This is a genomic window from Solwaraspora sp. WMMB762, from assembly GCF_049179115.1.
Taxonomy (GTDB): domain Bacteria; phylum Actinomycetota; class Actinomycetes; order Mycobacteriales; family Micromonosporaceae; genus Micromonospora_E.
Genome location: NZ_JBMHMD010000001.1, coordinates 6861056 through 6880775, shown reverse-complemented (window position 1 = coordinate 6880775; position 19720 = coordinate 6861056). Strand labels below are relative to the sequence as shown.

At 68.3% G+C, this 19720-nt stretch carries 13 protein-coding genes; 5 read left to right on the top strand and 8 right to left on the bottom strand.

Annotated features, from left to right (window positions below; all coding sequences use genetic code 11):
- Window positions 1-42: 42 nt before the first annotated feature.
- From ACN27J_RS30985 to ACN27J_RS30970, 4 genes are all read right to left on the bottom strand, one after another.
- On the bottom strand, window positions 43-6354 hold the full coding sequence (locus ACN27J_RS30985; protein WP_421371696.1) for an RHS repeat domain-containing protein: 6312 nt from the start codon (window positions 6352-6354) through the stop codon (window positions 43-45).
- A gap of 179 nt (window positions 6355-6533) precedes the next feature.
- Window positions 6534-10028, bottom strand: a complete 3495-nt coding sequence (locus ACN27J_RS30980; protein ID WP_421371693.1) for a LamG domain-containing protein — start codon at window positions 10026-10028, stop codon at window positions 6534-6536.
- Between the two features lie 227 nt (window positions 10029-10255).
- Window positions 10256-10729, bottom strand: coding sequence for an NUDIX domain-containing protein (locus tag ACN27J_RS30975; RefSeq protein WP_421371692.1), 474 nt, complete (start codon window positions 10727-10729; stop codon window positions 10256-10258).
- Entirely contained in the window at window positions 10726-11475 is a 750-nt protein-coding gene (locus tag ACN27J_RS30970) for an XRE family transcriptional regulator (protein WP_421371690.1), read from the bottom strand. The genes ACN27J_RS30975 and ACN27J_RS30970 overlap by 4 nt, the downstream gene beginning before the upstream one ends.
- A gap of 70 nt (window positions 11476-11545) precedes the next feature.
- Here ACN27J_RS30970 and ACN27J_RS30965 point away from each other — a divergent pair, with 70 nt between their 5' ends.
- On the top strand, window positions 11546-12505 hold the full coding sequence (locus ACN27J_RS30965) for a DUF5753 domain-containing protein (RefSeq protein WP_421371687.1): 960 nt from the start codon (window positions 11546-11548) through the stop codon (window positions 12503-12505).
- A 24-nt stretch (window positions 12506-12529) separates the two neighbouring features.
- On the opposite strand, the gene ACN27J_RS30960 is transcribed toward ACN27J_RS30965, so the two are convergent.
- The gene (locus ACN27J_RS30960; RefSeq protein ID WP_421371686.1) at window positions 12530-12667 is read right to left on the bottom strand and encodes a hypothetical protein; all 138 of its coding nucleotides are present in this window, start codon (window positions 12665-12667) and stop codon (window positions 12530-12532) included.
- Window positions 12668-12755: 88 nt separating this feature from the next.
- On the opposite strand from ACN27J_RS30960, the gene ACN27J_RS30955 reads away from it, so the two are divergent.
- The gene (locus tag ACN27J_RS30955; protein WP_421371684.1) at window positions 12756-13055 is read left to right on the top strand and encodes a type II toxin-antitoxin system Phd/YefM family antitoxin; all 300 of its coding nucleotides are present in this window, start codon (window positions 12756-12758) and stop codon (window positions 13053-13055) included.
- A gap of 74 nt (window positions 13056-13129) precedes the next feature.
- On the opposite strand, the gene ACN27J_RS30950 is transcribed toward ACN27J_RS30955, so the two are convergent.
- Genes ACN27J_RS30950 through ACN27J_RS30940 form a run of 3 tightly spaced genes read right to left on the bottom strand, consistent with a single transcriptional unit; the run spans window position 13130 to window position 16042 of the window.
- Window positions 13130-14260 carry a cystathionine gamma-lyase gene (locus ACN27J_RS30950; protein ID WP_421371682.1) on the bottom strand — a complete coding sequence of 377 codons (1131 nt, stop codon included), beginning with the start codon at window positions 14258-14260 and terminating at the stop codon, window positions 13130-13132.
- Between the two features lie 40 nt (window positions 14261-14300).
- On the bottom strand, window positions 14301-15305 hold the full coding sequence (locus ACN27J_RS30945) for an NAD(P)H-dependent glycerol-3-phosphate dehydrogenase (protein WP_416553761.1): 1005 nt from the start codon (window positions 15303-15305) through the stop codon (window positions 14301-14303).
- Window positions 15302-16042 carry a lysophospholipid acyltransferase family protein gene (locus tag ACN27J_RS30940; protein ID WP_421371679.1) on the bottom strand — a complete coding sequence of 247 codons (741 nt, stop codon included), beginning with the start codon at window positions 16040-16042 and terminating at the stop codon, window positions 15302-15304. The genes ACN27J_RS30945 and ACN27J_RS30940 overlap by 4 nt, the downstream gene beginning before the upstream one ends.
- A 148-nt stretch (window positions 16043-16190) precedes the next feature.
- On the opposite strand from ACN27J_RS30940, the gene cofC reads away from it, so the two are divergent.
- The 3 genes from cofC (at window position 16191) to ACN27J_RS30925 (ending at window position 19683) form a co-directional block, all read left to right on the top strand.
- Window positions 16191-16898 (top strand): 2-phospho-L-lactate guanylyltransferase, encoded by a 708-nt coding sequence (gene cofC / locus ACN27J_RS30935; protein WP_421371677.1) that lies wholly within the window; start codon window positions 16191-16193, stop codon window positions 16896-16898.
- A 1-nt stretch (window position 16899) separates the two neighbouring features.
- Complete coding sequence (locus ACN27J_RS30930; protein WP_123600457.1) at window positions 16900-17097, top strand: cold-shock protein; 198 nt, start codon at window positions 16900-16902, stop codon at window positions 17095-17097.
- Between the two features lie 432 nt (window positions 17098-17529).
- On the top strand, window positions 17530-19683 hold the full coding sequence (locus ACN27J_RS30925; RefSeq protein WP_421372632.1) for an RNA degradosome polyphosphate kinase: 2154 nt from the start codon (window positions 17530-17532) through the stop codon (window positions 19681-19683).
- The last annotated feature ends 37 nt before the right edge of the window (window positions 19684-19720 follow it).

Genomic DNA, 19720 nt, shown 5'->3' with positions numbered 1-19720 from the left:
CAGAAGCTTCACGGACACGGCGAACGAGATCGTCAGATGACTCTACCATTCAAACCACCTCCCAACTCGAGTGTTGACAACCCCGCCACTATATGAGACCGGAATAATAGGAGCGCCTACGTTTAATCCACCAAAACCCGCAGTGTATTGCACAGTGTACGGATCGCCGAAGGCAACCTCTGCCCCGAGAATCGGACCTTCCCCAGCCGTTCCCGACACGAAGGGTTGGGCACCTTCCAAATTCTCCATCCGCTCGGCAGGAGAGAGAATGAACCCAAGCTCAACGTTTCCCGGAAATGCGACCGCCGGCCCCGCACCACTCTTTACCGCAAAACTACCCCCTATCCCATGCCAATCAACCAGTGCACATCCCGAAATACCACCGATTCCGCCGACTTGAATCTCGGCATTCAGGCAGATCCCAATCACTCCACCTCCAGCAGATTCCTCTTCAACAGCCGCTCCGGCTGGCTTAGGCGCACTAGCCGGACAAGCACGATCAGGCGCCACCGTAACACCGCCACCACACTGCTTGGCCGGCGGCGGCCCACAGGGACCAGTCCCCAGAATACACTCGCCGACACTGTACATCCTTATCTCCGGAATCGCCGGCCTGATCTCCGGACAACCTCGCCACGAAACGCTGCAGGTTGCCGGATCCTGCGGACCGATGAATCTTTCCGGCTCCGGCGGACCGAGTATCGGCCCGTTACGGACGACCGGCGCGGGTGGACCGAGCTGGGGCGGAATATGCCTTGGAGAAACGGTCCAGGATCCGCTTGTTGTTGGAGTCACTTTCTGGTTTCTTGCCTTCAGATACGCATCGTCTTCAGTTCGACTATTTGTTGCCAATGGGATCATTCCGTCAGGGTCAGCAAAGCTAACCGGCGAGTTCATTCCATACGCGTAAGCGTTCCACTGCTGCGGATCACTTAAGCTTATTATTCGATCCACTGAAATAAATTTACCAATATCGGCGTCATACTGGCGATCGCCAATATGGACTAGGTCTGACTGATCTACATCGCCACCTACGAAGCCTTTCTGGTTGGGCCAGACTGATGTACTAGTGCCCCGCGGTTCGCCGTAGGGGGTTTGGCGGCGCTGCGTGATGGCTTGCCCGCCGGTGCGTGAGATGGCGATGGTCTGGGTAGATTGGTGGTCAGTAATGAGCCACTTGAGGCCGAAGGAGTCGCGCATTGCGAACACGCCGTCGACGTAACTGTAGTAGCGGGTAGCGGCCTTTGTCCCGGTGGAGGTGGCGTAACGGATCTCCATGCCCGGCAGGTAGAGGGTCTTGCCGGTGGCGTCGCGGCGGATGAGCCGGTCACCGTCGGCGGTGTAGACGTTCTCCTGCTGCTGGCTGCCGTCGGTGAGTTGGGCCAGCCGTCCTTCGGTGTCCCAGTCCAGGGTCTGTGCCGTGGCCGTGGTGCCGGGTCGGGTGATGGTGTTGCCGGCGTCGTCGTAGCTGTAGTTGGTGATGCTGCTGCCGGTCGGCCCGGACGTGGTGACGGAGGTCAGGGCGTGCGGGCGGGCCGCGCCGGCCGCCGGATAGGCATAGGTTTTGGTGGTGTCACCGGCGCTGGTGTGCGACACCTCGGTCAGCCGGTTGCCGATGTCGTTGAACGTCCAGGACTGCCAGTAGGGTGCCGGTCCGCCGAGTGTTGCCGAAGTCGGCGCGGGCACGCAGTCGTCGACGGCGGGGGTCCAGGCCTCGGTAAGGCGGCGCAGGTGGTCGTAACCGAAACACTGGATGTCGGAAGTCCCGCCATCCGGTACGTCGGCGATCTTGGTAACATTCCCCGCCGGGTCGTAGCTGTACCGCAGGTCGGACACGTACCGCGGTGCGGTCTCGCGGACCGTTACCGACTGGGTCAGCCGGCGTGTGGCTTCATCGTAGTGATACTCGCGGTCGACCCACCCGCTGTTTTCCTGCTTGTATCTGATCAGGGCCGGCTCGCCGAGCGCGGTGTACGTGGTGTCCTGCACATACATCTCATTGCCGCTGGTCTCGATCCGCTCAACCAGGCCGGTGGTCGGGTCGTACACGTAGTCGAGCCGTTCGCTGCTCAGGTCGGTGCCGCCACCAGGGTAGTAGTCCGAGTTCTTACTACCGTCGACCCGGTAGGTATGCAGGAAGGTGTAGAGGCCGGCGAGGCCGGTCTCCGCAGCCGGGATGATGTAGTCCACGCCGTTGGGCCGGTACATCTCGTTGTAACTACGGATCCGGGTGGTGTAGGCCGACCCGTCGATCCACCGGTTCGCGGTGTGCAACTGCCCCTTACCACCGCCGACGGTGTCGTACGTCCACGTCGCCCGCCGGGTCGCGGTCGACACGACACCGTCGTACACCCCGGTCCTGCGCCCGAGCACATCGTATTCGTACGCCAGGACCTGGCCGTTACCGTTCGTCGTCTGCGTCACGTCGCCGTAGTCGTTGTAGTCGATCGACGTGTTGCCGGCGTCCGGATCGACCGCCGAGACCTGCCGGCCCCGGATGTCGTAGCCGTACGTCCACGTGTTGCCCACCGGGTCACTGACCTGCGCCAGCTGGCCCCTGCCGTCAACCTGGTAGGTGGTCGCCACGAAGGCGGCGGCTGTCGTCGCGCCCTTGTGCTGCCGCTGCTCGACGACGTTGCCCCGCGCATCCGAGATCACCGTGACCGGCGTACCACCCGCAGGTGGGGTCATGGAGACCCAGTCACCGCCGTACCTGGTCGAGGTGCGCCACTTCTCCGCACCCGACGACCGGAGAATCTCCTCGGTCACCCGTCCGGCTCGGTCGTACTCTGTGACGGTCTGGCGGTGGACCTCCCAGTCCGGCACGGTACGCAGACTGGTCCCAGGGCTGACCGTGTTGTCGTAGACCGCATCATTGTGCAGGCGGACCCGGCCGGCTTCGTCGTAGACAGTCTCGGTGAACACCGTGCCGCCGCCGGACTTCGCCGGCACCTGCGTCTGCCGGGGGCGCAGCAGCCCGTCCAGGAGTTGGTAGCTGGTGATGTAGTTGCCTTCAGCGTTCAACGTGCGGGTGGTGACGGCGTTGACCCCACCGGTACGGCGCAGCAGATAGGCGTACTCGGTGTTCGGGTCCTCACCAGTGCTCTTGTTCCGGTTCGGCAGCCAGACCTTCACCAACCTGCCCAACGCGTCATACTCCAGATCGGTGCGTCGGTTGTTGACGTCGACCTTCGTCAGGGCGGCGCCCCAGGCCGGGTCGAGATCCTGCGACGACTCCCAACCAAGCGGATTCGTCGTGGTGACCTTGGTCAGCGGGCCGCCGGTCGACGGCGTGTACGCCGTTGACGTCTTGTTGTCCCGCACGTCCCAGCTCTCGACAGCCCGGCCGTACGGGTCGTAGCTGGCCCGCCCCGCGGTCTGCCAGGTGGTGGTGCCACCGCCGGTCGGTGCCCAGTCCTTCAACACCTCGACCCGGGTGACGTCGCCCTTCGTCGGCGCGGTGCCGTACGCCTGGCCGTCGTAGCTGGTGCGGGTGTCCCCGATGATGTGGGACGCGTTGGTGGCCGGCTGCCCACACGGCAACGCGAAAGTCTGACTCCGGGCCGCCAGGTCGAGAATGTTGGCGCTGGTGTTCCGAACATAGGTGGTCATCTGGCAGCGGTCGTCGCCGGGCACGTTGGTCACCCCGTTCGCGGTGACGTGGCCCAGGTCGTTGACTTCGGTGATCATCCCGTAGCTGTCGTACGTGTTGACCACCTTGGTGGTCCGCCATCCCCGGCCGCCGTCGAGCATCGTCGCGGCGTAGGCGGTGTCGACTCCGGTGTACCGCGCGTAGCTGGTGAACCCGCCGATCGTGCGGGTCGCGGTCGGTGCGGACTGCCACGGCCGGTTCACCGTCTTCGACACCGGTGCGCTGGTCACCCCGTCGTACACGACCTGTTCGCGGACCATGCCCGACCAGGCGTCCTCGTCGTTGACCGGGTCCCCGATCGAGGCGCTCACCTGCACGCTGCGTGTCCCGCCCGACGGCGACGACCGGTCACCGTGCATTCCGCGCAGGTATTTGGTCTCGGTCAGGGTCTCCTGCCCCGGCGCGCCGACCCGCGACCGTACGGTGGCGTAGCCGCGGTAGTCCGACCAGGTGCGGTACGCGTCCTTGGTGAGCCCGTCATCCTTGGTGTACCGCCAGGCCGGGTTTCCCACGTACTCGTAGGCGGTGACGACGTCCACCCCGCCGCCGGTCAAGTCGGCCTCGTACACGGTGGCGACCAAGTACTTGTGGAAGTAGTCGGTCTCGGTGCCGCCGCCGAACGCCTCAGTGATCACCGGGTAGCACCGCAGTGTGTTGGTGTGCGCGGCCGATGGCATCAGCACCCCCGGCTGACACTGGGGCGCCGTGTACCTGACCGAGATCTTGGCACCCGTCTCGGTCCAGATGGTGTCGATCCGGGACCAGTTCATCGTCGGCTTCGAGTCCCCGATGGTGTCCACCCGGTTGGCCATCTTCACCGGGTCGAAGCTGACCCGCGGCAGGGTGACGGGCGTCGATCCCGCGTGCCCGGTGTGCGCGATCGAATCGAGCCACAGGCCACGGCGGGTGCCGTCCTCGGTCGATGGGAAGTCATGCGTCAGAGCCCAGGAGTCGACGTTGCGGTAGCTGCTGGTCGCCGCGTTCCATACCTTCGTGGTGACGCTGGCGAGTCGGCTCGTCGACCAGAACGTCGGGGTGTGCTGCCCGGAACATGTCGAGCCGGTACAGGACTGGTCCCACGGGGTGTCCGGCCAGTTCGGCTCGTTGTGCGTCGAGCAGGAGGTGGTCAGACACCTGTTGCTGCTCTGGAACACCACCTGCGCCGGTGCGGCCGTCGTCGTGTAGACGGTGTCGGTGCCGCCCCGATTGTCGGTGCCGTAGTCGATCCGCTGCAGCACCCCGCCACGGGTGTAGGTGGCCGTGCTGGCTGCGGTGAGGTTCCGCCCGTACTTGTTGGTCTGCGGGCTGTACCACAGCGACATCGTGTTGCCGTGCGGGTCGACCACGTAGTCAAGATTCCACCGCCAGGCCTGGTCGCAGAACGAGGTGCTGAACGATCCCCCATGGCACGGCTCCCCGGAGTGGTTCCCGGCGACCGGCACGGTCCAGACCGACTGGGTGGTCGGCTTGCCGGAGGTCCAACCAGTCAATCGGTCCAGGCCGAAGAAGTACTGGGTCCCGTCAGCGGTGGTGACCTTCCAGTACTCGTTGTCGTTGTCCGCGTTCGTCGTGTTGGTGAGCCGCTGAACCCGGGAGCCGTCGTCATGTTTCGGCTTCCAGGCCCCGCTGCCGCCGTCCCTGATCAACTCGACCGAGCTGCCGCTCAACGAGAGCACCGCGTTGTCGCGCGCCCAGCAGAGGTCCCCGGTCTCGACGGTGTTGTTCGCCCCGCCGCTCATGTCTTCCCGGCACGGACGGTACCGCCGCTCGATGAACCCTGGCGCGTACTCGAAGCCCTCGCCGATCCACGACGGCTGGTTGTTGGTGGCTTCGCTCCGCCCGTCCACGTTCGATGACGAGTACGACAGCGCGATACTGGGTTGCGGCCCGCCGAGCGACGGTGGCACCCGCATCGGGTAGGACCAGGCGAAATTACCTGCTCCCCCGCCGGCCGACCAGGTCGACGACGGCTGCAGCTGGGTCGCGCCGTAGTCGCCGGCGGTCGACGCGGCATCCGCCATCAACGCGACCAGGGTGCCGGCCGAGCCCGACCGGGCGCTCTCGGTGCCCGACGTCAGCTCCACCTCCGCCGTGACGCGCTGGTCGCCCGCATGGTTACGCGAGGGCAACGGCACCAGTACGCAGCCGTCGACGGGCCGGTCGGCCAGTGCACAGTCCGGCAGCTCCACCAGCCGTAGCCGCAGAGCCCAGTCCGCACCGTACGCTGCGGCGAATCCGGAGTAGTCGACGGACACCGCCAGCCGGCCGGCGTCGGCCATCTCGTCGGCGCTGGTCAGCCGCATCACCACCCCGCGGTCCCAGTCGCTCGCCGCGCCGTCCCGGTCGAGCACCTCAACCCGGACCCGGCCGGCTCCCGCCGCCGAGCGGTTGGCGGTGGTCGATGCGGGGGCCAGCCAGATCGGCGTACCGGGCACCCGCACCTGCCCTGACGACACCGGCTCACCCAATTGGCGGGTCTGCTCCCGGGTCATCGTGCTGCCAGTCAGGTCGACCTCGTACGCGCCCGGCTGTGGCCACGTCACTGGCGCCGGCGCATCTTCGGATCGTGCCGGCTGATCGTCGGGCCCGTCTGCCCGAGGCGGCACCTCGATCGTCTCGACGGTCGGAAGGTCCCTTGGTTGCAGGCCAGCCGGCGCGGCGACGACTGGCGGCGCTGGCGGCGCCACCGCCGCGACAGACACAGCCATCACCACAGCCACAGCGACCCCGACCGCGGTGCGAACCCGACGCCAACCTGGAAGGGCACGTCGTCCGGTGCGGCGCCACCGAGGCATCCGGGATCGATTCGTCATCGACGGACGGGCGTTGATCGACACTGCGGCCTCCGATGCAGAGCTGCCACGGACGAAGGAAGGCTTGGTCATTGCTGGCCGCTCCAGAGGTTCGCGACCCTGCGGGCATCCATAACACCGGAGTAGGCCGCAACCCGGTCGATGCTGCCGGGGAAGAATCCGCCCAGGTTGCCGTTCCACCGCTCGCGGGCGAGAGCGAGGGAGCCGGTCGCGGCCCACGTCATCGGTGCGCTGAGGGCAACCGGACCCGCCGCCTGACCATTCACATACAAAGTGACTGACTCTGTGCCGGCGTCGTAGACACCGACAAGGTGGAACCATTCGCCGGGGACCGGGACAACCGATGAGGTCACTACTGCCAGGGTGGGGCTGTTGCTGACGTCTGCGCCATGCATCCAGAACGCCCACCGTTGCGTGGCGGCCTGGTAGCCGAGCACAAAGGCGTCGGCCTGGCTCCCCCCTTGGGTGACGACGGAGATGTTTCCGGTCGGCAGCGGGTCGGCCGGGTCGCCGTCGAGTTGCGCCCACGCCGAGATGGTGAACGACTGGTCGGTGCGGACGACAGGATGCTGTACCAGGGCGTAGGGGTCAGTCGTCGAGGCGTAGCCGGAGACGCCGTCGAACCAGGCAGCGTCGTTCTCGTCCTGACCGTCGGCAGTGAACGTCGCAGCCTGCGGGACCGAGTCCCAACCCGACAGGTAGAGGTGACGCTCCCAGCCCTCCGTGTCGAACGCCTGGTCGCACCAGCAGTCCGCAGTACCGGCAAAGTCCCAGAAGCCAACGCTACGCGGGGCGAGGATCCCGTGGCTAAAGGACGTTCCCGCGAGTGGATCGCCGTTCGTGCCGTGAAGATCGTCGTCGACGACGACCCGGTCCCAGATCCGTAGATCGGTGACCTCGCCACGCCACGTGTCGGTCTGCGCCCCATACCACAATGCCCTACCGACGACGACCGGACCGCCGGCCGTCCACGGTGTGGCAGTCCGCGTTGTCTCCGCTACGAGTTCACCATTGACGTAGAGGCGCATGGTTCCGAGGTCAGCGTCGTGAACCGCAACCAGGTGTGTCCATTTTCCGACGTCGGCAGCGGTTAATGGTGATGGCGAATCAGCTCGGTTGTTCGCGCCGACCGTCGGTGAATTTCCCATCATGAACGACCAGTACGGCGCAGGCGGGCTGCCCAGATACCGGATTCCGAGATAGAAGCCGCTGAAGTCGGTATCATCCTGGCTGATCGCCGTACGGTTTCCACCCGTGAGGGCCGAGGCTCGCACCCACGCCGCGACGCTGAACGACTCCGCAGTGTCCAGGTCGGGTACCGTCGCGGTCGCGCTGCCATAGATGTTGGTGGGCGACTCGGAAACGCTGTCAAAGTACGGGACGCTCTCGCCAATCAGCCTGGTATCGGCAGGCCAGGTGACATCGCCGGCAGCCGTGAGGTCACCGGCGGTGCCGTCGATATTCTGCAAGCCCCTGTTGTCGATGGTGTCCATCGGCCAGTGACCGATCGGCGACGACGGCGAACCGACCAGGAACTGATAACGGGATGTCGGGCTGGGCGTGCCTGCGGTGTCACGGCTGAAGACATGCAGCACGTTGTACCCGTGCCGGGGCGGGGTGAGCGTGACCGTCCGTGAGGCCCCAGGTGCCACCGTCACCTGGTTACCGGGTGGGTTGCTCCAGCCGTAGACGTAGGTCGTCACGTCCGGTGCACCACCGGCGGTGAAGGTGAAGGAGCCGGACTGACCCGGACCGCCGTGCGCGGTAGGCCCGGACGGGTAGTCCGACGATGTGATGCCTGGTGCCGGCGGCGCGCTGGCGTTGACGGTGAAGTGGCACGCGCCGGACCAGTCCGACCCGTCATGGGCGTCGGTGGTGTAGACCCGCCAGACAAAGGTTTTGCCCTCGGCCCCCGCCCCGAGGTTCAGCGTGATCTCACCGAAGTTGTTGGCCGGCCGGGACGGCCCGTTGGTCTGGGTCGCGGTCGGGCTGGTCACGTCCTTCCACTCGAACCGCCCGGTGAGGGTGTCGGAACCGTCCGGGTCGACGTACCGGGCTCGCAAGGTCGGGGACGTGGTGCCGACGACACCACCACACGCCACCGACGAGGTGGTCAGCTCCGTCGGTACCCCTGGCCGCGAGTTGTAGCTGACGATCAGCCAGGTCTGATCGACGTAGAACTTTTTCCAACGATCCTGCGTGGACTCGTACTGCCCCGAGCTGTTGCACGCGCACAACCCAACCGTGTAGCCGGTCCACTGTCGGTTCACCGCGTACTGCACGTCGCTGGTCAGGGTGGAGCCGCCGAACTCGACGTTGACATCCGGTTGGATGACGCCGCACCCACCCGCCTCGTTGGCGTTGGCATCCTGCGCCGCCAGCCACTTCGACGACGGCAGCGGACGAGTGCCCCACGACATCCGGGGAGTCGCCGACACACCCGCCGTCCGGTACAGGTGCACCCATGTCGCCGAACACGACCAGGAGTGGTCGAGCTTGGCGCGGACCTGCGCGGAGAGGATCCGCTTGCCGCGGATTTGCCAGACGTTGAAGTCGAAGAACGACCGGTACAGCGCCCCGTCGTAGGAGTTACGCCCAACCCATGCCCGGTTGCCGACGTCCCAGTTCGTGTTGATGCTGTTCGCGTACGCCCACCGGGTGCTCTTGTTGTCGAACGCCGGATCGATGAACACCGGGTAGACAGTCTCCGTGCCGGCCAACACCGCCGGGTCCGGCACGACCTCCAGATCCCCGATGGCCACATCCACCTCGATCGGCACCATCGGCGCTGCCGGCCCCGGCCCGGCGGCGGTCGACGGATCCGGTGCCACCGCCGATCCGGCCGCGTCGCGGCCGGCCGTCACCTCACCGCCCACGGATGGATCGACCGACGAATCCCACATCGACGCCGTCGGTGTGACACCGACGGTCCGCCCGTCCGGATCTACCAGCCGCAGTCCGCCCTCGGCCACTGGCTGCGGGGTGATGTCCCCACCGAGCACGTACCGGATCCGCCCAAGGTCCGGATGAGCCGCAGCCTGAGCGGTCTTGACTTCCAACACATGCCGGTAGCCGGTCGGGGTGGCGATCACGTGCAGGTCCGTGTCGGGAAATACCGAACCGTAGACAGCGGTGTCGCCCTGCACCGTCGGCGTAGGAAGCGGCTCCGGCCACGACAGGGTGAACTCGTGCCCACCCATCCGCACGGCCACCAACGGACCCGTACCGTCACCGCTGAACGACACATCGGCCGTGGTGGCCCTCGGGGCGAACCGGCCGTCCGGCCGCTCCACCAGCTCAGTCGAGACCGGCGTCCAGGAGCCGGCCCCCGCACGGACCCGCTGCGGCACGACCGCCGATTCCAAGGTGCGGGAACCATCGGGTTCCACATAGACCTGTGAGTACTCGTCACGCAGGTCGAGGGCCTCGACACGAGCCGCGCAGGCCTCGGCGATCCGCTCGGCCGCAGCGGATGTCGCTGCCTCACCGGCACACTGCGGCTGCGGGGCCTGAGCCTCCACTGGGGACGGCGGCAGCGCCGCACTGACAAGTCCCAGCACCACGGCGGTCGGAAACGTCAGCCAATGATGTCGTGGAAGGCTCGGACGGGACGGCAGCACATGGACAGCATCCACTTGGGACCCCCGTGGTTATTGGGCATGTCCGTCCGACCCTAGAGATCCACCCCCATAGCTGTAAAGACTCCATTACGATCTGCCACCGCAATCCGCTCACCAGCCGGCAAGCTGGACCAGCCCGCTGACTCAGCGTCGCCTGCCCTCGCCCCCATCTATCCGAGGTACGGACAATCACGCCGCTCAGCGTGGTGGCGTAGCCGGAGCCGTACCGTGTCGTGGATGGGGATGTCGGCGAACTCGGCAGGATCGACGAACCGCACCTCGGTCGACTCGTCGCTGACCAGAATCGTCCCGCCAACGATCCGACCGAGGTAGGTGACGGTGAACTCCTGGCGCACCTCGCCATCCGCATACGCGATCACATGCGCCGGGTCGGTGTAGACGCCGATCAGCGCGGTGATCTCGATGTCGTGGCCCGTCTCCTCCTTCACTTCTCGGATGACGCACTGTTGCAAGGTCTCGCCGACCTCCATCATGCCGCCAGGCAGCGACCAGTTGCCGGAGTCGGCGCGTCGGTGCATCAGCACCCGACCGCGACCGTCGGTGACGATCGCCGAACCGCCCGGGACGATCGTGTTCGCCCTCGGCGCGGCCGGGTCGCGGTAGTAGTCACGTCGGCGAGTCACGACACCTTCCGAAGCGGATACGGAGTGCAGGTCTGCCAGACCTGCTCGAACTGGTCTGCGTACGCGGCGAAGACCCCGTGCGGTGACAGCTCCCGCAGGTGAAGGGCCGGGTGCTGATAGCCCCGCGCTCGGTACAGATGCGGCGTCACGATCATCTGATGGTCGAACCGGAAGACCGAGTTGTACAGGTGCACCGTGTGCAGACCGACCGTCACTCCTGGCACCTCGTACAGCGGCTCGCAGAAGTTGAGTGCGTTGCGGATGCGGCCAGGCAGCGTACCGCCGATCTGTTCAAGGTCGTCGCGCTCGGCGACGTGCGGACAGTCCGGGTCAGCGAAGGCCATCCGGACTCGGGCGCCGTTGGCACACTTGTCTGCGATACGCTCCATTGTGTCCGGCAGCATCTCCATGATGAACGGGTACGCGTAGCCGAGTAGGTCGATCTGCTTCGTCGCGCCGGTCAGCAACGCCGTCCACACCTGCTGTGGAACGTCCGCCCGGTGGGCGTAAGCGCCGACGACCTCGGCGGTACTCTCCGCCCCTGCGGCCAGATCCGGCCGTACGCGCGGCCAGAGATCGGCTTCGTCTTCCCCGAGTGTGTCGGCAACGGCCAACCGGGTGCGTTGCCGCGGGATCCGGCCGCCGAGCCAACGGTTCACGGTCTTGACGTCGACACCCACGGCGGCGGCCAGGGCGACACTGTCGAGTTGTGCCCGAAGCATGGCAGAGCGCAGGCGGTGACTCATGCCGCCACGGTACCGGACACCACTGGGACGCTTTGAGTACAGATAAGTGGTCGGCAGAGTGTCCGTAGGGATGTTTCTGGGTCCCCGCCCGGCTCCTACCGTCTGGGCTCGCAGATCGCGATACCGAGCATCAGGAGGGCTCACGGTGGCCGCGTCAATCTTGAACTCGTCCGTACCACGCCGCCGGCTCGGTCAGGAGGTCCGCAAGCTCCGCGACCGGCAGAACCATGTCTCAACGGCCGTGGCTGCCGGCATGCTGCAGTGGCCGGCGAGCAAACTACGTCGGATCGAACACGGCGAGATCCCGGTGTGCGCCGAAGATGTGGCGTCACTCTGCAGCCTGTACGGCGCCGAGGCCCCGATGATTGAGGCACTCACCGGTCTCGCTACCAAAACCCGAGAGAAGGGCTGGTGGCACGACTACGCGAGCCTGCCGCCGTGGTTTGACATCTACATCGGATTTGAGGAAGCCGCGAGCCGGCTACGCATCTACGAGTTCCAGATCGTCCCCGACCTGCTGCAGAGCAGGGCGTATGCCGCCGCAGTCACCGGAGCGACCGCTGCCGACCCACCAGCTACGCACACCGCGATACGTATGACGACCAGGACCGCTGGTACCGGCGTCCTGACCCGCAGTACATCTCAGGTGCCGGATATCGAGGTCGTCCTCGCCGAGTCCGTGCTGATGCGCGTGGTCGGCTCGTACCCCGTGATGGCCGAGCAATTGCACCGGCTGACCGATGCATCCCGGCTCCCGAACGTCTCGGTTCGCGTCCTACCGTTCTCCGCTGGACTGCACTTTGGGATGACAGTTGGCACCCCGTTCACCATCCTCGACTTCGCCGACGCGAGCGAGCCCAGCATCGTCCATCACGAGATGCTGACCGGCGCGCTCTTTCTCGACAGACAGGCCGAGGTCGACCTGTACGCCCTCACCTACGACGGGATCCGATCGGCGGCGCTCGATGCAGCCGAATCGCGAACGCTGCTGCTCGACACGGCGAAGGAGTACGAGCACTTCTCGGCCTGACCTGACTGCCTGACCACACCTCGATCACCACGGTGGCCGCCAACTGCGCATGTCGAACAGGTCTCTCGCCACCAGGCCGAACAGCTTCGGTCCACGCTCGAAAATGTCCAGCCAGACGCTCAGCCGGTAGCCGGACGGCGGACTGCCACCCGGCCCCGTCACCCGGACCCCACCTTCCACCCGCTGGCCGTCACGTTGCCAAGTCTGTCAGCTGGCATCCAGAACGGTACCGCACGGTACAGTTCGGCACATGACAAGGATTACCCTGCGGGAGTTCCGAGACGGTGCGGGCCGGGTGCTGGACGGGGTGGAGCGCACCGGGGAACCGGTCGTCATCACCAAGTACGAGCGGCCCGTTGCTGTCCTGGTCGGCATCGACGAGTGGGAGGAGATCGAGGCGTTCCGGGATCGCCGGGATGCTGCGGCGATCGTCCGATCCCGTGCCGAGGGGCAGTTCGTGCCGTTGTCGGCGGCCCTGGAGTCGCTCGGGGTCGATCCTCGGGAGGTCGAAGCATTGCTGGCCGACCGCACCGATGGTGCGGCAGCGTGAAGGTCGTCATCGGGCACCGCAAGGACGTCTACCAGTAGGCCGCCAAGGCCCGACACAACACCTGCCGTGGTGAATCAGTTGGTGGCGTCCAGGGTGGCGGTGATGTCGCGTACCAGGTCCATAGTGTCTTCGATGCCGCAGGAGAGCCGGACGAAGCCCGGTGACGTGTCGTCACCCCACTGGGCCCGCCGGTCGGCGGCCGTGTGCAGACCACCGAACGACGTGGCCGCCGACACCAGTTTCGACGCGGTCAGGAACCGGCCGACCCGGTCGGCGTCGCCCAGGTCGAACGACACGATCCCCGGGATGCGCCGCATCTGGGCCGCCGCGACCGCGTACGACGGATCGGTCGGCAGGCCGGGCCAGCGTACGCCGGTGACGTCACGGCGGCCGGCCAGCGCGGCGGCGACCGCTTCCGCGTTGGCTGACTGGCGGGCCAGCCGCAGGTCCAGTGTGGCCAGTGACCGGTGGGCGAGCCAGCAGTCGAACGGGCCCGGCACCGACCCGGTCAGCTTGCGCCACCGCGTCGCATCGGCCAGCACCTCCGGCGAGCGGGTGGCCAGGTAGCCGAGCAGTAGATCGGAGTGGCCGGTCAGCGCCTTGGTGCCGGAGGCGACCACGATGTCCGCCCCCAGGTCCAACGGCCGCTGCCCGAGCGGGGTCGGCGCGGTGTTGTCGACCGCGACCAGCGCCCCGGCGTCGTGCGCCGCCGCCGCGAGCGCGGCGACGTCGCAGACGTCCAGCCCCGGGTTGGCCGGGGTCTCCAGCAGCACCAGCCGCACCCCGGCGAAGTCCGGGTACGGCCCGGCGGTCGGCATCAGCCGCACGGTCACGCCGATCGGCTCCAGCACCGTGGCGGCCAACGCCCGTACGGTGAAGTAGCCGTCGGCGGGCAGCAGCACCGTGTCGCCGGGGCGCAGCGTGGTCAGCAGCAGCGCGGTGATCGCCGCCTGGCCGCTGGCAAAGACGAGCGTGTCGCCGCCTTCCAGGTCGCCGATGGCCGATTCGAGCGCCCGCCGGGTCGGGTTGTCCTCCCGGGCGTAACCGTCGCGGTCCGGCGACGGCCCGGTCACCGGGTCCAGGTGGTACGGGGCGGCGAACACCGGGCCGGGCAGGAACGGCTGGCCGGGAGTCGGCTCGGGCAGCCCGGCGGCGACACACCGGGTGCCGTCGCCGTACTCCGGATCGCGGGAAGTGGCGGTCATGCCGTTCATCCTGACCAAGGTCACCGGCCGGCGGCAGAGCCTATTCCGGTTTCGTGGCCCGCGTCATCAGCAGCGTCAACGCGGTACGCGGGTCCAGTCCCTCGTGGCAGATCCGTTCCACCTGCTCGGTGATCGGCATCTCCACCCCGTGCGCGCGAGCCAGGTCCCGGATTGACAGGCAGCTCTTCACCCCTTCGGCGGTCTGCCGGGTGGCGGCCTGCGCCTGTTCCAGGGTCTCCCCCCGGCCCAGGTGTTCGCCGAACGTCCGGTTGCGCGACAGCGGCGACGAGCAGGTGGCGACCAGGTCACCGAGGCCGGCCAGCCCGGAGAAGGTCAGCGGGTCGGCACCGAGCGCCACACCGAGGCGGGCCGTCTCGGCCAGCCCCCGGGTGATCAGGGTGGCCTTGGTGTTGTCGCCGAGGCGCATCGCGGTGGCGATGCCGTACGCCAGGGCGATCACGTTCTTCACCGCCCCGCCCAGCTCGCAGCCGATCACGTCGTCGTTGGTGTACGGCCGCAGGTAGCCGGTGAGCATCGCCCGCTGCACGGCGGCCGTGCGTGCGGTGTCGGTGCCGGCGACGACGCTGGCTGCCGGCTGCTCGGCGGCGATCTCGGCGGCTAGGTTGGGGCCGGAGACCACCACCACCCGGTCCGGGCCGACCCCGGTGGTCTCGACGATCACCTCGCTCATCCGCTTGGTGGTGCCGAGTTCGATCCCTTTCATCAAGCTGACCAGGGTCGCGTCGGGGCCGATGTGCGCGGCCCAGTCACCCAGGTTGCCGCGCAGGGTCTGCGACGGTACGGCGAGCACGACCAGCCCCGCGCCCTTGATCGCCTCGGCGGCGTCGCTGGTGGCGGTGACCCGGTCGGGCAGCCGCACCGCCGGCAGGTAGTCGGGGTTAGTGCCGTACTCGCGGATCGCGGCGGCGACCTGCTCGCGGCGGGCCCAGAGGACCACGTCAGCCCCGGCGTCGGCGAGCACCTTGGCGTACGCGGTCCCCCACGAGCCGGCACCCAGGACGACGGCCCGGCCGGTCCCGGTCACTGTCCCGGCTCCGGGGTGCCGCTGGACCGGTTGTTGCGGCGGGCGCTCGGGGTGTACAGCGGTGGGGCCTCGCCGCCCCGGATCTCGGCGACCATGTCCCGCAGCCGCAGCATCATGGTCTCGGTGATCTCCTCCAGCACCGCCCGGGTCGGCTCGACCCCGGCCCATCTGCTCAGGTCGAAAGGTTCTCCGGCGACGACGGTCACCTTCCGGCCGGGCAGCAGGTTCAGTTTCCCGGTCCGCGGGTCGTACATCCGCTGCGGACCCCACATCGCCACCGGCACGACCGGGGCACCGGTGGTCAACGCCAGCCGGGCCGCGCCGGTCTTGCCACGCATCGGCCACAGGTCCGGCTCGCGGGTGGTCGTCCCCTCCGGGTAGATCACCAACGCGCCGCCTTCGTCGACGCCGACGATCGCCGCCTCCAGCGACTTGATCGCGTCGACGCTGCCCCGGTGCACCGGGATCTGCTTCACCTTGAGCAGCCAGCGCCCGATGACCGGGATGGTGAACAGGCTGGCCTTGCCGAGGAACCGGGGCCAGCGGCCGGCCTCGTAGAGGAAATGGCCGATGACCATCGGGTCGGCGTGCGACATGTGGTTGGCGACGACGATCACCCCACCGGTGCCGGGGATGTGCTGCATCCCGGACCAGGTCCGCTTCGTCCAGACGAGCAGGGTCGGTTTGACCACCATCACGATGAAGCGTCGCCAGAAGCCCAGTTTCCGCCGCGCCACCCGATCCTCCTCGTCACCGCACCCTGGCCACCACCCTGGCCACCACCGGGTCACCGCACCCGACCGCCGTCTTGCCGACCGACGCAGCGAATCATGCCCTGTCCGACCCGGCCAGAGCCAATGCGAGCCCAGCCGGCAGGATGGAGCGGTGCGGAACGCGACCTGGTCGGTGGTGCTGCCGGTCAAGCGGCTCGCGGTGGCGAAGAGCCGGCTGCGGGGTGCGCTCGACGGCGTACCGCATGAGGAGCTGGCGCTGGCCCTGGCCCGGGACACCGTCGCCGCCGCGCTGGCCTGCCCGCTGGTCGCCGAGGTGGTGGTGGTCACCTCGGATCCGGCGGCCACCGCCGCGTTGGGTGCGCTCGGTGCCCGTACCGTCGCCGACCCGGAGCCCGGCGCGCCGGAGCTCGCCGCCCCGGAGGTGAGCGGGCTGAACGCGGCGGTGACGCACGGGGCCGCGACGGTCGACGCCGGCCGGCCGGTCGCCGCGTTGACCGCTGACCTGCCGGCGTTGCGCCCGGCGGAGCTGGCCGCCGCCCTCGACACCGACACCGTCAGCGCCCTCGACACCGGAGGCGCTGCCGCCCGCTGGTTCGTGCCGGACGCCGCCGGCACCGGCACGGTGCTGCTGGCGGCCGCCGTCGGCACCGCACTGCGGCCAGGTTTCGGCACCGGATCGGCGGTACGGCATCAACAGTCGGGTGCCGTCCGGCGCGGCGGGGCCTGGCCGACGCTGCGCCGCGACGTGGACACCGCCGCCGACCTCGCCGACGCGGCCCGGCTCGGCCTGGGTCGGTACACCGCCGCGCTGCACGCCAGCGGGTACCGTGCTGACATGCGACACAGGTCGGTGAGCTGAGATGCAGGGCACGGTGGCCACCTTCGATCCGGCGACCCGCAGCGGCACGGTGCTGCTCGACGACGGGGCGGAGCTGGCGTTCCCGGCGGCCGCGTTCGATGCTTCCGGGTTGCGGCTGCTGCGGCTGGGTCAGCGGGTACGCATCGAGCGTGACGAGTCCGGGCACGTTAACCGCGTCACGTTGCCCACATTCGGCTAGTTGGAGCCGGGCGAATTCATGCCAAGTTCACCGTGATCAGGTCATGATTACCGGGTGACGCCCGCCCCCTCCAGGCGCGCCGCCGCCCGTCCGCGCCGCGCAGCCGACCAGCCCACCGCTGACCAGCCCGCCGGCACCGACCAGTCTGCCGCCGACCAGCCCGCTGCCGACGACGGCGCGACCGCGACGCCTCGGCCTGCTCGGCCGGCCCGCCGCCAGTCGTCGAACGGCGCCGCCCGCAAATCGACGGCAGGCACTGCCCGAAAGTCGACGGCCGGCACCGCCCGGAGGTCCACGGCCAGCAGCGCCCGCAAGTCAGCAGGGGGCACCGCCCGCCGACGGACCAAGGCGGCACCGGAGGCCGCGCCGGAGACCACCGAGCCGGCACCGCAGGCGGTGGCCGAGTCCGCGACCAACGCGCCCGCCGCGCCGCTGCCGGTGCAGGCCCCCGACCCGGCAAACCCGGTGTCGGACACCGCCGAACCGGCCGAGCCGGACGAGCCGGCCACGCTGGCCCGCCAGCCGCTGCCCGACGACCGGTTCCTCAACCGGGAGCTGTCCTGGCTCGACTTCAACGCCCGGGTGATCGAGCTGGCCGAGGACCCGCAGACGCCGCTGCTGGAGCGGGCCAAGTTCCTGGCCATCTTCGCCAGCAACCTCGACGAGTTCTTCATGGTCCGCATCGCCGGGCTCAAGCGCCGACTGCAGGCCGGGCTGCCGGTACGCGGCGGTGACCGGCTGCCGCTGCGTACCCAGTTGGAGCTGATCGCGGCGAAGACCGCCGGCCTGGTCGCCCGGCACGCCCGGTGCTTCACCGAGGAGGTCCGGCCCCGGCTGGCCGCCGAGGGCATCCACCTGATCCGGTGGAGCGATCTGAGCACCGGTGAGCGGGAAGGGCTGCGCACCTACTTCCGGGAGCACATCTTCCCGGTGCTGACCCCGCTGGCCGTCGACCCGGCGCACCCGTTCCCGTACATCTCCAGCCGGTCGTTGAACCTGGCCGTCGCGGTCCGTGACCCCGACGGCGGTCCGGAGCTGTTCGCCCGGATCAAGGTGCCGAACAACGTGCCCCGGTTCGTGGTGGTCAGCCAGGAAGGGCTGGGTGCCCGGTTCCTGCCGGTCGAGGATCTGATCGCCGCCCAGCTCGGTCAGCTGTTCTCCGGGATGCAGGTGGTGGAGTGTCACCTGTTCCGGGTGACCCGCAACGCCGACTTCGAAGTCGACGAGGACCGCGACGAGGATCTGCTGCAGTCGCTGGAGCGGGAGCTCGCCCAGCGCCGGTTCGGCCCGCCGGTGCGGCTGGAGGTGGCCGCCTCCATCTCCGACCACATGCTCGACCTGCTGGTCCGCGAGCTGGACATGGACAGCCACGACGTGCTGCGGGTCCCGGGGCTGCTGGACCTGTCCGCGTTGTGGCAGGTCTACGAGAGCTCCGACCGGTCGGACCTCAAGGACCGCCCGTTCGTGCCGGCCACCCACCCGCGGCTGGTCGAGGGCGAGGTGCCGCGCAGCGTCTTCGCCACGTTGCGCGACGGCGACATCCTGGTGCACCACCCGTACCACTCGTTCTCCACCAGCGTGCAGCGGTTCATCGAGCAGGCGGCGGCCGACCCGCTCGTCCTGGCGATCAAGCAGACGCTGTACCGCACCAGCGGTGACTCGCCGATCGTCGACGCGCTGATCGAGGCGGCCGCCGCCGGCAAGCAGGTGGTGGTGCTGGTCGAGGTGAAGGCCCGGTTCGACGAGCAGGCCAACATCGGCTGGGCGCGGATGCTGGAACGGGCCGGCTGTCACGTCGTGTACGGCCTGGTCGGGCTGAAGACCCACTGCAAGACCGCCCTGGTGGTACGCCAGGAAGGCAACCAGATCCGCCGCTACTGCCACATCGGCACCGGCAACTACCACCCGAAGACGGCCAGGCTGTACGAGGACTTCGGCATGCTGACCGCCGACCCGGAGGTCGGCGCGGACCTGACCGACCTGTTCAACGTGTTGACCGGCTACAGCCGCCAGACCGCGTACCGGCGGCTGTTGGTCGCCCCGCACGGGGTGCGCAGCGGGCTGATCGAGCGGATCGGGCGGGAGGTCGCCCACGTCCGCGACGGCCGGGGCGGCCTGGTCCAGATCAAGGTGAACTCGCTGGTCGACGAGGAACTGGTGGACGCGCTGTACCGGGCGTCGCAGGCCGGCGTACAGGTGGATCTGCTGATCCGGGGGATGTGCACGCTGCGGCCCGGGGTGCCGGGGCTGTCGGACAACATCCGGGTCCGGTCGATCCTCGGCCGGTTCCTGGAGCATTCCCGGGTGTTCCGGTTCGGCAACGACGGCGACGTCGAGTTCTGGATCGGGTCCTCCGACCTGATGCACCGCAACCTGGACCGCCGGGTGGAGGCGCTGGTGCAGGTGACCGACCCGGTGGCCCGCGCCGAGCTGGACCAGCTGCTGAGCGACGCGTTCAGCCCGGACTGCGAGTCGTTCGAGCTGCACCCGGACGGCACCTGGAGCCGGCACCGGTCGACCGACGAACGTCCGCTGGTGCATCTGCAGGAGCGGCTGCTCCGACGGTTCATCGGCACCGGCAAATAGCTCCTGCTGTCACCGGCCGTCGGCTGGCCGGCGGCAC

Excerpts from the sequence above, each read along its gene's own strand:
- ACN27J_RS30955 (WP_421371684.1), top strand. The coding sequence starts at position 12,756 with ATGACAAGGATTACCCTGCGGGAGTTCCGAGACGGTGCGGGCCGGGTG.
- ACN27J_RS30950 (WP_421371682.1), bottom strand. The coding sequence starts at position 14,260 with ATGACCGCCACTTCCCGCGATCCGGAGTACGGCGACGGCACCCGGTGT.
- ACN27J_RS30965 (WP_421371687.1), top strand. The coding sequence starts at position 11,546 with ATGTTTCTGGGTCCCCGCCCGGCTCCTACCGTCTGGGCTCGCAGATCG.
- ACN27J_RS30970 (WP_421371690.1), bottom strand. The coding sequence starts at position 11,475 with ATGAGTCACCGCCTGCGCTCTGCCATGCTTCGGGCACAACTCGACAGT.
- ACN27J_RS30930 (WP_123600457.1), top strand. The coding sequence starts at position 16,900 with ATGCAGGGCACGGTGGCCACCTTCGATCCGGCGACCCGCAGCGGCACG.